This window comes from Moritella sp. 28, from assembly GCF_018219435.1.
Classification (GTDB): Bacteria; Pseudomonadota; Gammaproteobacteria; order Enterobacterales; family Moritellaceae; genus Moritella.
In genome coordinates this window covers 1,884,459-1,897,572 of record NZ_CP056121.1, presented here as the reverse complement: position 1 = coordinate 1,897,572, position 13,114 = coordinate 1,884,459, and the positions used below count along the sequence as shown (strand labels likewise).

Sequence of the window (13,114 nt, the reverse complement as noted above, 5' to 3'; positions counted from 1 at the left end):
ATTAGCTGCAACCAACAGCCTATTTATAAACAATTAATGAATTGATTAATCGACAGACATCAAACGATATACATATTGGCCTGAATAAGAATTGGATTTATTTACATCCGAGGTTGATTCGGTGACCATATTGAGACATTTTTGACGTTCATATTGCGCAGAATCTGCTGTTACATAGCAAAGTTGTGAATCGTACTTTTCGACAGTATTTTGACGAAATACGCTATCATTCATAGGCAAGAGCATTTCTAATTGAGCTAAGCTTGGTACTTGCCAGTTACTCTTATTACATAACTTTTCAGTATTACGCTGCGCGACCTCAGCTAATACAGTGCCAGCATCCAAGTTAGACTGACCATAATATTTAGCTCTTGTTGCAAGATCAGCATTATCAAACAGCTGCCAAGTTTTCTTTGTTTCCGGCTGATATGCACATACAGCGGCATCAACATCAGTAGTCACAGAGCCAGCACTATCAAGTAGTTGATATGACAGTGTAATTTCACTGACTACACGCCCCTGTACGACTTTATCTTCATTACCTTGTTTTAAGGCAGAACTAGATGCTGCTGATTTGTGTTGGGTTTCATAGCGATAAATTTTTTGTTCGTCACTGTTTCTTTCTTCTTTAGTCCAATACCAAAATAGAGTTGGGTCCGGGGCACCAGATAACCAATCATTAATGTCATATTCCGGTTTTAACGCAAAGTGATGCGGGAATACGTCAACATCAATTGTTGCTTTGTTATTAACCGTTCCAGTCTCGAGTGAAGTCAACTGCCCCTTAGTTGGCAATGACCAATCATTACGTCCACATAACTGGGCAGTATTCGTTGACTCAACTAAACCACCAGCCCCCATTACACTCGCAATACCAGCTCCAGACGCATCAAATGCTAAATCATCTGCCCCATTTGGTAGCCCGTCTTTAAGCAATGTCCAAATTCGTTTACGCACAAGATCTCGGTTATCCATCACACAACGCCAGCCTTGTGCATAGGTTGTCGCGCTTGGAAGGTAGTCACCATTCATATCAAGTTTATAAAAGTGTGTTCCAACCACGGCATCTGCGGCAGCAACTTCATAACCGGCATCTGACGCACGCTTTAAGCCCGCTTCTGCGACTGTATTTAGTGCATCAACATCTGCTGAAGTTGGTAAATCATTAAACATCACCCACAGCTTATTTAATGCTGAAAACAAGGCTGTATTATCCTCTTTCGACAATTCATCTGTTGCGGCTTTAAGATCCGCAGTAATTTTAATGTTAGCTTTAATAAAATCACTAATGGTCGAGGCCGCGGCAAATAAATCTAAACTCTTAGCGTGAATAATTGCACCATCACCCGCAGCGATTAATTCATCTTGGGTGGTGTTAGCTGCAATATTTTGATCCGTTAATTGAATCAAAGCTGTTAACGCAGAGCTTACTTTCAAACCGGTGAAAAATGAGGTATGTAACGCCGTAAACTTAATGAACTCTGCATTGGCTAATGCAGTATTCTCTTTAATTTTCACTTTAATACTGTTATCAACACTTGTATCATTTTCAAGCATCGTCGAATAAAGCGCTAACAAACCAAGTCTTTCTTTATAGTTAGCTAGCTCCAATTCTAATGTATCAAATGTCGTTTTAGTCTTGGTTTCTAACGCTTGTACATCGGATAATAGTGGAGACAAAGTTTTGCCAGAGAGAGCGTAAACATCATTGATAACAGTAATAATGTCCGTTGAAGTCGTTTTCCATTCGCCGTCATGTAACAAGACTGAAGCTTGAATATTAGTATTTACCGTATTACTTTCAGTCACTATTTCAGCAATTTCAGGGACAGCCCAACTGCCGATAACACTCGCATAATCATACGACCTCGTATTTTCTTTACCCGCACTGATTTTTTTCAGCGTCACCGCATCAGTTTCTAAAGCCCAATATGAACTATATCGAGAATCACTAATTAAATATTTATCAAAAGCACTTGGCACATAATCAGAGTTAACTAAGGTTTTAGCTGTCATTTGAGTAATGTCGAGTAAATTCCAGTTCGGCATACCACAAAATTCAGAATTTAATTTATCTAGAACACCATCCGCCTTGTAATAAGATCCAGCATAAGCCCAGAATTGTGGGTTTTCACCATTTACATCGTATTCAATATAACAACCATCATCATCGTCAGCCTTAGACCAATTACCCGTTGATGTTAAGTCTTGCGCTTGGTTCCAAGTTTTCATTGATACAACGCGAATCACGTAAAAATTTTCACTCGCCGCTGTCGCAAACAATACTTGACCAGCAGGGTTTACTTGATTCGTGATCGCATTTCTCTTAACGCGAACGCCGACTTTAGTTTTATCATACGCTTTTTCACCAATATGCTGAGGTATACTCGTCACCGCCTTCCACGTAATACCGCCGTCATTCGTAAATTCGTAATACTCAGGTTGATCGTAATTTGCGACCAATGCCCAGCTAAAACCATTGGTTTTAATTTCATATGGATAACCTATATTATCAATATTGTCATTGACGATATGAGGTAATGTTGGCGCATCAATTACAATTGGTACACCCGCAGTAAATGCTTGTGTACTGATCAAAGCTGCACCAGCGGCAGTGCCAGTTGCAACATTTTCTTTAACGCGTACTTGCACTTGCCCTGCATCAATATCAACATCGCCTACCATTAGCGGCTTATCCACAACGGTTAACCAATCTCGTCCGCCTGTGAGCGAATATTCATAATAGCTCACACTATTAAAGCCACTAACAAACGTCCAATCGAACGTATTTAAAGCGTCATTTTGTAAAGGGTTGGTTGGTGCAGCAGGTCGTAACGGACCTGTATGTCCAGTATAAGGAGACGTATTAACAAGCGCGTCACTCACACTTCTGTTTGTCGCAGAGTCAGCTTTAACACGTACCTGAATCTCCCCAATAGCGTAAACAGCATCAATGGCTAACTGATGAGGATTCCCATTAACCGCTGTCCACTCTTGGTCTTGTACTTTAATTTCATAAAACTGTTTGCCATTGAAATTATTACTCCAGGTCCAACCAAACTGATCTAAATCATCATTAGTAATTGGGGTTGTAGGTGCATCAGGTTTAACAATCGGCTTCGTCGGATCTGTTGGCTTCGTAGGATTCGTTTGATCCGTTGATTTTGGATCCGGACTGCTATCGTTACACCCCGTCAATAATGTGCCTGCAACCACTGTCAATGCGAGCAGTGATTTGTTAACCCTTAACAACATATAACCTGTCCCTTTTTAATGTAGATTTAAATAACCTAATGAAAACTATAGTCAAACATAAAATTTCGCATATAATAACGATAATGATAGTGATTATCAATTGTATTTGATCGGTATACTCCGATAATATTCTTTAGTGAACTAAAAGTGACCATAATACGAACAATGGTTAGTATGAAATTTCAACAAGCGAAGTATTATTTTTATGCATGGAAAGTACAAACTGTCGAAAATAGCGACTATTTTAGCAAGCTGCAGCCTTGTTATTAGCTGTGGTGGTGAACAAACAAGTAAGACAACATCTGATATTTACGACTACAGTAAATTACCAATTTGCTTGGATGCAGATCGTAATAATGCGTGCGGTCAACAAGAGGAGCAAGTACCGAGCTTAAAGAGTGTTTCCAGTGCTAATACGGCACCTTACTTAATTGATAATTCGGGGTATTTTTTCACCGCGACAGCGAATGCTGCAGTAATCAGCCCATTCACAACCTTAATCCAAAATGAAGTACTGTTTAACCCGCAAGTTGCGGGTAGTGAAGAACAAGCTAAAGCACTTTTAAAGGAGATTTTTGGAACAAAATATAACATTGATTTTTATAAACTAAATGATATGCACGGTCCAAAAGAGCCCACTAAATTATTACTTGCTTCATTCAAACATGCACTGTCCTTGCAAGGTGATTCAAAAGCGTTAAAAATCTCGGCTGCTGTCGATAAAATGGTGAGCAGTCGTAATTTTGATATTACCGAAAGCTTGTCACAAGCAGATCTAGACAATAGCTATGTTAACTTGAGTAACCGCTACCTAATCCCAGGTTCTTATCCTGTAAATACTCTCTTTTCGTCCTCTCCAATTACCATGAATGAAAATACAGGTATGTTACTTGCCCTCGCCCACGGTGATAAATTATTACAAGTAGATACCACGACTGGCTCGAGTCAATTATTTACACCTACAAGTACAACACCATCACTACCGAGTATGTCGACATTTGATGATCATGATGACGACGATGATGATGATGATGACTGTGATGATGACGATTACGGTTATAAGGATCACTGTGATGGACAAACACAACTTACATCCACAATGACATTTGCAGCACAAGGCAAACATGATAAGAACGCTTATTTAATTTATCAACCGACTATTTATGGTGACAGGACTGTCAGTAAGACATGTAATAGCACGGGTAATAATGGCATTTATCTAACCGAATTAGGTAAAAATAGCAAAGCATCACCTTTATCTTCCGCACTAAGTATAGATACGTTCAGCAAAGCGTCAGGTGGAGGTGAAGTAATACCCGTAGAACCCTCACTGCCAGATTCATCGGCCGACTGTAAAAACAACAATATCAGCAACTTAGCAGTTTCTTACAATCAAGATTGGGTCACGGCCGTATTTACAAATGGTTATGGGGGAGATGCTGAATTACAACAATTATCAAGCTCCACATTAAAGCAAACAGGTAAGCGTTATACATTATCTTCAAGTCAAGCAGACCTCATATTGAGCAAGGAGCAAAAATTATTACTGGTGTTACAAACTTCAGGAACCGCCGCAGCAGTTGTCGATGCCGAAACCTTGGGTCTGCGTGGCGAAATCATGAAGGACAACATTGATTTTGCCGCCTTCGTCAATGACGATAAATCTTTGATTGTCAGTGATAAAACCAATACCTTAAGTTGGTTTAATATCGCTCAGCCAACATCACCGAATGCGACCTTAGTATTGTCCGAAAACGTAACTAAATTAGCTTCAGATCCGACAGGTAAGTTTAGTGCCGCACTCACCAATAAAAAAATATATCTCATTGATAATAAATCACAAACCGTTATTTATTCACAGGATTATTCGCAACGATATGTCTACGGTATGAGCATGTTAAGTAACCGTATCATTATTAGTCGTTCAGGGGCTATTGATTACATCCAATTTGATAATTTGACTGGTTCACCGATTAAAGTGGCAGAGCAGATGTTATCAAAAGACTTGCTAACTCGCTGGTCTGCCATCTCTGGCCGTTCATTAGTCGCAATGACATTAGCTGAATTATTACAAGATAGTGGTGAAGAGGATGCCATAAGTCAGCCATTTAGTGGCATTGATTTGCAATGGCTACCAACAAGCGCAACAACAATTGAAGAGGTAAAAGAAGTCGTGATCAGCGGCGTTTATCGCGATGAACGTATTAGCTTATCTAAAGTGATATAAGTTCTGAATAAACCTATCGAACCGCCTTGCGCCTTGATAGGTTTATTCAACATTGTAGCTGTATTAGTACTTTGTTTTCATGTTATTCACTAACTGACTTAACATCGCTGATAAACGTTCAATTTTGATATTGGATAATTGTCGGTAATCAAAATAAGGGCAAACAATTAAACGCTTTGCAGTATCAATAGCAAACTCTTCATCTAACCAAATTAAGTTAGCCTCTAATTCACCGGATGCTAATAGTTGCTTGGCATAAGTACGTCCACATATAATGTGAATTATCTGTTCATTAGCATCAAACGAAGGTGGACTGAATAACAATGCCGTTTTACTACCTGCTTGTAACAAATGTTCGTCTCGATACATTTGCCAAGTAGGCGCCCGCTGCGCAAACGAAAAATGATCCGGATTTAATGCATACAACAATTTGGCATACACGTTAAAAACTTTACGCCAGCCATTGCCACATGCTTGACCTATAGCATTAATTTCTCCAGTCACCAGTGAACTAACGCTATTTATACCCTGGTACTCCAACATATTGGGAGTATTTGCTAGGTACACAGCAAAAGTAAATTTAGAACAACCAAGACCTTTGTTTGTCATCACGCACTACGCCTATATTTCTATTATTAAACAGCGCATATTATACATAGCTATAAGCAACTTAAAACACGCTTCAGCTTAACCAAGTACAGAAACACCCGAAGCTTTTATTATTGATAAAATTAAACCCATTGAGAACACTGTATTTACAACCAGAAAAATTAAAGATATCGATATCGCTAATCCATTATCACGATATTTACCGACCAAATAATTAAACACTTTCCGAATCATTGCCAGTGCAATAAAGAATAAACTCACGCCAGACACAATACCGATTACTAATGGTACAACGTCACTGGTTTTATCATATATGACAAATAATAGACCCGTTACGCCTAGCCAGCCTAACCATGAAAACCACAAGTTAGCATACTTTTTGTCGAGCGCTAATTCGCCCAAATCAATCAGTATTTGAAAGAAAATAACGGCGATACTTTTATTTCCCGAATTACTTCCAGTTCTATTTCCAGACCTACCCATAGCGACTCCATCCCAAATTATAAGTGGTTGTTTATAATAACTTCCTTGTGTCTAATCACAGTTGATACAACACAATTATCATCATTACATTACTTACTCATAAGCATCAAACTAAAATCTAAATGAAACAAAAATTTAATAAACTACACATCATGAATCGCTTTATATCCTTAGTAGACAACTTATTTTTATAAATTAGACACTAAAAATCAGATTTTTTTAAAGACAAATTGATTACGATATACATAACCACTGCGTTGAAGATAAATGAAGAAAGGCTTTCCCCTAACGATGGTGGTATAAATTCATCAAACAAAGCAGCTAAAATATAAAGAGTTATTACGCAACATCCACTACCAAATATAGAAAAAAATATACTAATCTTGTTTTCTGATAAGTTAATGTAACCAGTTCTAATTACAATCAAAGTAGTGATTACTAGTACTGCAATATTCAATCCAACCGTAGGTGAAAAACCAAGCAGTCTATTTAGATAAATTGAAAAGAAAGTAAATGGTACGTATATAAAAAAAAACATACTTGAAGATTTTATAAAATTCATAATTATCCCTATCTTATACCTTTTCTTCGTTCTAATTCGGTTGAATATTTTTTCGTTTCACTATAGGAAAATTCATGTAATCCCATAATAACTAACGATGTGACTAAAACTGCTATATTTTTTGTCGATTTTCCTTGTTTGATAAGACTCCATACTGATGCACCAATACCATAACCTCCCGGATTTCCACCAACAAGACTTGATAAACGGTTTAACTCATTATGAAAACCCAAAATTTCAGTTATTAACTGATACCGACGTAAAAATCATTAATCGCTGTTTTGATCGATTCTGATATAACATGATCTTCCACTATGCCTTCTGCAGTTAAATTGCTACCAAGTAAGGGTACAGTGATGCATGCGCTATCTATGATATTTCCAGACATGGTACGAATAATTTCGTGGAGAGAATCTAACGCATGCGAGGCTCGTGGAGAGGTATTAAAAATAGCGACTGGCATATCAACAAACTCTTCGCCACTTACCAGCCAATCGAGTGTATTCTTTAACACACCACTAATGCCATGTGCATATTCAGGGCTCGATAAGAAAAGCCCATCAGCTTCTGCAAGGCTATTTTTAAGGGCGATTACACTCACAACTGTATTTGGATCTATATCTGGATTGAACAGCGGTATGCGGCCCAATTCATCAAAGAATGTAATTTCAATATTTTCTGGTGCTAGCGCTTTCATCGCCTTAAGTAGCGCCGTGTTATAAGAGTCTTTCCTTAGACTTCCCGATATTGCTAATATCTTCATTAAAAATCCTTCTATCTTTCAGTGCTTGTTCATCATTAGGCATTAACCTTAGTATCCATAATACAGTGATTTTTATTTATAAAACCACCTAGAAATCAGTCTTTAAAATAATACTTAATAAAATAATCCCTTATAATATTAATCAAGATCAACAAAGCTTTTGTTATCCAAGCCTTTCTGCACACAAGTATTTACAGCCATTACCCTCGATGTAAAAATCACATCACTCTCGATATTAAGGCCTACGTATGCAAACTCCTCTCGACCAAGCGATGTTACAAATTGCACTCGATCTCAATTTAAATTTACCGTCAGGTCATCATTACCAACGTTTGATGCAGTCGTTACAGTCGGTTCTACCTTGTGATGCCAGTGCTTTGTTCATTCTTGACGATGAAGGGTTATTGTCGGCAGCTGCCGTCAATGGCTTATCAGATGAAGTATTAGGCCAACGATTCGACCCGCAGCAGCACCCTCGCCTACAAGCTATTCTAGCCAACCGAGAACCTGTGCGCTTTCCCGCAAGCTCAACCTTGCCCGACCCCTTTGACGGGTTATTAAAAGACGATCCGAATCGGTCGATAAACGTGCATGACTGCATGGGCTGTAGCTTATATGTTGAAGATCATTTGGTTGGCCTTATTACCCTTGATGCTATGCAAGTCGGTGCATTCAAGCGCATTGACAATATAACCGTAGCGACCTTTGCTGCATTAGCCGCTGCAACCATTCGCAATGTAAATCAAGTTGAAGCCCTACGAAAAAGCCACCAGCAACAGCAAAATATGAACCAAGTGCTCATTCAAGAAGCCCGGAATAAAGGCGGTGAATTGGTCGGTATAAGTCCCGAAATGCAAGCCCTGCGTAACAATATCAACATGGTGGCTTATTCCAATTATGCTGTATTAATCAGTGGTGAAACAGGTACAGGGAAAGAGTTAGTCGCCCATGCTATTCACTCCAATTCCTCACGCGCAACACAACCTATGATTTACGTAAACTGCGCGGCATTGCCAGAAAGTCTAGCTGAGAGTGAATTATTTGGTCATGTTAAGGGGGCATTTACAGGTGCTATCAGTAATCGGACGGGTAAATTTGAGTTGGCCGATGGCGGCACTATATTCTTAGATGAAATTGGTGAATTACCCTTATTAATGCAGGCCAAACTACTGCGCGTTATTCAGCAAGGTGAAGTACAGCGAGTCGGTGCAGATAAGAACTTAATGATAAATGTCCGCATTATCGCTGCAACTAACCGTAATTTAACCGAAGAAGTCGCAGCAGGCCGCTTTCGTAGTGACCTGTTCCACCGTTTAAATGTATTTCCTATTAACGTGCCACCACTGCGAGACCGCAGGGGGGATGTCGCGGTATTATCTGGGCATATTCTTGATCGGGTTCGTTCACAATTTAATGTGGCTAAATTGCAACTGCACCCACAAGCATTAACCGCACTTAATCACTACAGTTGGCCAGGGAACGTACGTGAATTAGAACATACCTTAATGCGTGCAGGGTTACGGGCTATTCAAGCACAACAAAGCCTGATTTTACAACAGCACTTATCCGATGAAGTAAGCCAGACTGCCTCATTCGAAGCAGAAACAGAAATAAATGACTTGCCTACGACATCGTTTGAACTACGGGGCGCAGTAGAAGTGTATCAAACCAAGATCATTTCGCATGCCCTACAGCAATCAAACTTTGTTTGGGCACAAGCCGCAGAATTCTTACAAATGGATCGCGGTAATTTATATAAAATGGGAAAAAAACTCGGTATTAAGCCCAAAGCGTTACGTGCCGTCGCGTTAGTTTAAAACACATCAACATTGATGTACTAATCACATCAGTGTTGATGTAGTTAGTACATCAAACTCAATATGTAAAAAACATAAAATCGATAAATATCAATCAGATAAGAGTTGGCACGTTCAGTGCAATATAGATTCCGAGATCATCGTTAATTCGATATCAATAATATAATTATAATGGAGTCTTAAATGTTCTGTATTCAATGTGAGCAAACTGTTCAAACCCCTGTGTCGAAAGGCTGTTCTTATACTCAAGGTATGTGTGGTAAAACGGCTGATGTTTCAGACCTACAAGACGTACTCGTGTTTAATTTACAAGGCGTGTCCTTTTGGGCCGAGCTAGCACGTAAATACAACATCATTGATGCCGAGATCGATGCTTGGGCACCACGTGCATTCTTCTCTACGTTAACCAACGTTAACTTTGTGCCAGAGCGTATTACTGAATACACTGAAATTGCTGAGCGTTACAAAATCCAACTACGCACGCAAGTAATGGCTGCTGCAGCGGCGGCGGGCGAAGCGTTACCTGAATTATCTCCTGCTGCACAATTTGTATTACCAGCAACCGCTGAAGAAGTCATGAATTTTGCACCCGAAGCGGCGGTTAACCGTGGTCATGACGAATTACACGAAGACATTATTGGTTTGCGTTTATTATGTTTATACGGCCTTAAGGGTGCTGCAGCATACATGGAACACGCAAACGTACTTGGCCAAAGTGACGAATCAGTGAGCGGTGAATATCATCAGATCATGGCACTCTTAGGCACTGAACCGACGGATGCAAATACGTTATTAGAAACATCAATGCAAATTGGTTTACTAAACTACCGTATTATGGAAATGCTAGACAAAGGTGAGACAGATACCTTTGGTCATCCACAACCAACTCAAGTAAACGTAAAGCCGGTTGCTGGTAAGTGTATTCTGGTTTCTGGTCATGACTTACATGATTTAGAAAAGATCCTGCAACAAACCGAAGGTAAAGGGATCAATGTTTATACCAACGGTGAAATGTTACCTGCACACGGTTACCCAGAACTTAACAAATACCCACACTTGGTTGGCAACTTCGGTAGTGCTTGGCAAAATCAGCAAAAAGAATTTGCTAACTTCCCCGGTGCTATCGTAATGACATCTAACTGTCTAATCAATCCGAATGTGGGTCAATACGCAGATCGCCTATTCACCCGTAGTATTGTTGGCTGGCCTGGCGTTGTGCATATTGAAGGCGATGATTTCTCACAAGTGATCGAATGTGCCTTAGCTCAATCTGGTATTGCGCACACCGAAATTGAACACAAGATCACAGTCGGCTTTGGCCGCAATGCATTAATGGAAGCGGCACCTACCGTTATCAATGAAGTGAAAGCAGGTAATATCAAACACTTCTTCTTAATCGGCGGCTGTGACGGTGATAAGTCAGAGCGCAGTTACTTCACTGATTTAGCCGTGAATACGCCGAAGGACTCGGTAGTATTAACCTTAGCTTGTGGTAAATACCGTTTCAACAAAAAAGAATTTGGTGATATCAATGGTATCCCACGTTTATTAGATGTTGGTCAATGTAACGATACTTACTCCGCTATCCAACTGGTATTAGCATTAGCAGAAGAGTTTGATTGCGGCGTAAACGAACTGCCATTAAGCATCGTATTGTCTTGGTTTGAACAAAAAGCCATCGTGGTGCTACTGACGTTATTCGCGTTAGGTATCAAAGGTATTTATACCGGTCCGACAGCGCCAGCGTTCTTGACTGACAACTTGATCAAAGCATTACAAGATAACTTTGATATGCGCAGTATTGGTGACGTTAATGCTGACTTAGCGACCATGTTAGCGGGTAAATAATACTAGCTGGTAAATAGTATTCTCTAGCCAATGCGATCATATTCGCATTGGTTAAAGTACATTCGACACGCCATAAACCATCCAAACCTTCAATTATCACTGCGATAGGTGCAATCATGTCTTCTACAAAAACACCATCTTCAACGCTTTCTCCACCTGTACTTAAGTCTCTTAAATTGAATAGCTCAGGATTAGGTCAAGCGACACCGAAACCTTTATCACCAAAACTAGCATCACCAAAACTGAGCTTCTCACTTGGTGAAACAATCACGAAGCCCAGCTTAAAACCAGCAGTATGGTCGCCTTCGACAACACCATTAGTCTTAGTTAAGCGTGAATCAGAAACCCATGACTCGATGAGCTTTACCTTTGCAGCTGCAGATCAAGCACTATTTGATTTTAAGCCCGGTCAATTCGTCACTTTAGCAGTGAAGATAGAAAATAAAACCCATTATCGCGCCTATTCAATTAGCTCAGCACCACAACAAAAGCAGTTACGTTTGACCATTAAACGCGTACCCGATGGCTTAGTCTCTAACTGGCTTGCAGATAACTTAAGTATCGGTGATAGCTTGTCAGCATTAAACATTGCGGGTCAATTCAATAGCAGCGATTGTAAGCACAAATCTAAACTACTGCTTATCAGCGCAGGTTGTGGTATCACGCCAGTCATGTCGATAGCAAAGACATTATTAGCGCATAATAGCGATGCTGACATTGAATTTTTACATTGTGCCCGAGATAAAGACAACGTTATCTTCCATGATGAAATGCAGACCTTACTTACGCAATATAGTAATTTCAAGGTGCAATTGCTATTAGAAAACAGTGACGGTTTTGCTACTTTCAGTGCTAATAACAATACGAATGAAAAGACGAATGAAAAGACGAATAGCAGAGCCTTGTCGCATCAAACAGGCATGGTCAGTGCCGACGTGATTCGACAGTTGTATCCAGATCTAAATCAACGCACTATTTTCCTATGCGGTCCTGTCGGCTTCATGAAAGCGGTTGAAAATATAGCCCAAGAAAGTGACTTTGATATGGCCAACTTCTTCCAAGAAAGCTTTACACCTGCAGCAGATAACAAACAACAAGATCAGATCTCATCAGGCGCTACAGAAACAAGTGTCATGCTACACGTCCCTGACTTTGCGGTTGAAGCAGAAGTCATTCAAGGTTCATTGTTATTAGATGCATTAGAAAAGCATGGCGTTCCCGTTATTGGTGCATGTCGCGCCGGGGTTTGTGGATCTTGCAAGTGTAAAGTAACCAAAGGTTCAGTAACGTCGACAAGTACCGAGACCCTCACCGAAGAAGATGTTGAGCAAGGGTTTGTATTAGCCTGCTCAAGTACTCTTAAAGATGATGTGACTGTCGCATTAAGCTAATGAATCATCTTGTGACTTAAATCCTGGTTCCCAATTCGATAATACAGCCATAGTACACCGCTACTATGGCTGTATTATCGAATTTTTCGACCCAGTGTTATATTACAGTTAATGCATTACGTTACATATCTTACATTTACCTCTAATAGGTTACATTCC

The 13,114-nt window shown here is 39.8% G+C and carries 9 protein-coding genes; 4 read left to right on the top strand and 5 right to left on the bottom strand.

What is annotated here, in order from left to right; genetic code table 11:
* Nucleotides 1–45: 45 nt before the first annotated feature.
* On the bottom strand, nt 46–3,255 hold the full coding sequence (locus HWV02_RS08440; RefSeq protein ID WP_211690168.1) for a hypothetical protein: 3,210 nt from the start codon (nt 3,253–3,255) through the stop codon (nt 46–48).
* A 205-nt stretch (nt 3,256–3,460) separates the two neighbouring features.
* Between HWV02_RS08440 and HWV02_RS08435 the strand changes: the two genes are divergently transcribed.
* Complete coding sequence (locus HWV02_RS08435) at nt 3,461–5,482, top strand: hypothetical protein (protein ID WP_211690167.1); 2,022 nt, start codon at nt 3,461–3,463, stop codon at nt 5,480–5,482.
* A gap of 63 nt (nt 5,483–5,545) precedes the next feature.
* Here HWV02_RS08435 and HWV02_RS08430 read toward each other — a convergent pair whose 3' ends face one another.
* The 4 genes from HWV02_RS08430 to HWV02_RS08415 form a co-directional block, all read right to left on the bottom strand.
* Nucleotides 5,546–6,091 (bottom strand): hypothetical protein, encoded by a 546-nt coding sequence (locus HWV02_RS08430; protein WP_211690549.1) that lies wholly within the window; start codon nt 6,089–6,091, stop codon nt 5,546–5,548.
* 78 nt (nt 6,092–6,169) lie between these two features.
* Nucleotides 6,170–6,574: a hypothetical protein gene (locus tag HWV02_RS08425; protein WP_211690166.1), complete on the bottom strand. Its 405-nt coding sequence runs from the start codon at nt 6,572–6,574 to the stop codon at nt 6,170–6,172.
* Between the two features lie 202 nt (nt 6,575–6,776).
* Complete coding sequence (locus HWV02_RS08420) at nt 6,777–7,136, bottom strand: hypothetical protein (RefSeq protein ID WP_211679262.1); 360 nt, start codon at nt 7,134–7,136, stop codon at nt 6,777–6,779.
* 244 nt (nt 7,137–7,380) lie between these two features.
* On the bottom strand, nt 7,381–7,899 hold the full coding sequence (locus tag HWV02_RS08415) for an NADPH-dependent FMN reductase (protein WP_211690165.1): 519 nt from the start codon (nt 7,897–7,899) through the stop codon (nt 7,381–7,383).
* Between the two features lie 248 nt (nt 7,900–8,147).
* Between HWV02_RS08415 and norR the strand changes: the two genes are divergently transcribed.
* The 3 genes from norR (at nt 8,148) to HWV02_RS08400 (ending at nt 12,955) form a co-directional block, all read left to right on the top strand.
* The gene (norR, locus tag HWV02_RS08410) at nt 8,148–9,716 is read left to right on the top strand and encodes a nitric oxide reductase transcriptional regulator NorR (protein ID WP_211690164.1); all 1,569 of its coding nucleotides are present in this window, start codon (nt 8,148–8,150) and stop codon (nt 9,714–9,716) included.
* Nucleotides 9,717–9,899: 183 nt separating this feature from the next.
* The gene (gene hcp / locus HWV02_RS08405; RefSeq protein WP_211690163.1) at nt 9,900–11,564 is read left to right on the top strand and encodes a hydroxylamine reductase; all 1,665 of its coding nucleotides are present in this window, start codon (nt 9,900–9,902) and stop codon (nt 11,562–11,564) included.
* A gap of 116 nt (nt 11,565–11,680) precedes the next feature.
* The gene (locus HWV02_RS08400) at nt 11,681–12,955 is read left to right on the top strand and encodes a hybrid-cluster NAD(P)-dependent oxidoreductase (RefSeq protein WP_211690162.1); all 1,275 of its coding nucleotides are present in this window, start codon (nt 11,681–11,683) and stop codon (nt 12,953–12,955) included.
* Nucleotides 12,956–13,114: the final 159 nt, after the last annotated feature.

Bases quoted from the DNA above. Each gene is read 5' to 3' on its own strand.
- HWV02_RS08440 (WP_211690168.1), bottom strand. From the start codon at position 3,255: ATGTTGTTAAGGGTTAACAAATCACTGCTCGCATTGACAGTGGTTGCA.
- HWV02_RS08435 (WP_211690167.1), top strand. From the start codon at position 3,461: ATGCATGGAAAGTACAAACTGTCGAAAATAGCGACTATTTTAGCAAGC.
- HWV02_RS08430 (WP_211690549.1), bottom strand. From the start codon at position 6,091: ATGACAAACAAAGGTCTTGGTTGTTCTAAATTTACTTTTGCTGTGTAC.
- HWV02_RS08425 (WP_211690166.1), bottom strand. From the start codon at position 6,574: ATGGGTAGGTCTGGAAATAGAACTGGAAGTAATTCGGGAAATAAAAGT.
- HWV02_RS08420 (WP_211679262.1), bottom strand. From the start codon at position 7,136: ATGAATTTTATAAAATCTTCAAGTATGTTTTTTTTTATATACGTACCA.
- HWV02_RS08415 (WP_211690165.1), bottom strand. From the start codon at position 7,899: ATGAAGATATTAGCAATATCGGGAAGTCTAAGGAAAGACTCTTATAAC.
- norR (WP_211690164.1), top strand. From the start codon at position 8,148: ATGCAAACTCCTCTCGACCAAGCGATGTTACAAATTGCACTCGATCTC.
- hcp (WP_211690163.1), top strand. From the start codon at position 9,900: ATGTTCTGTATTCAATGTGAGCAAACTGTTCAAACCCCTGTGTCGAAA.
- HWV02_RS08400 (WP_211690162.1), top strand. From the start codon at position 11,681: ATGTCTTCTACAAAAACACCATCTTCAACGCTTTCTCCACCTGTACTT.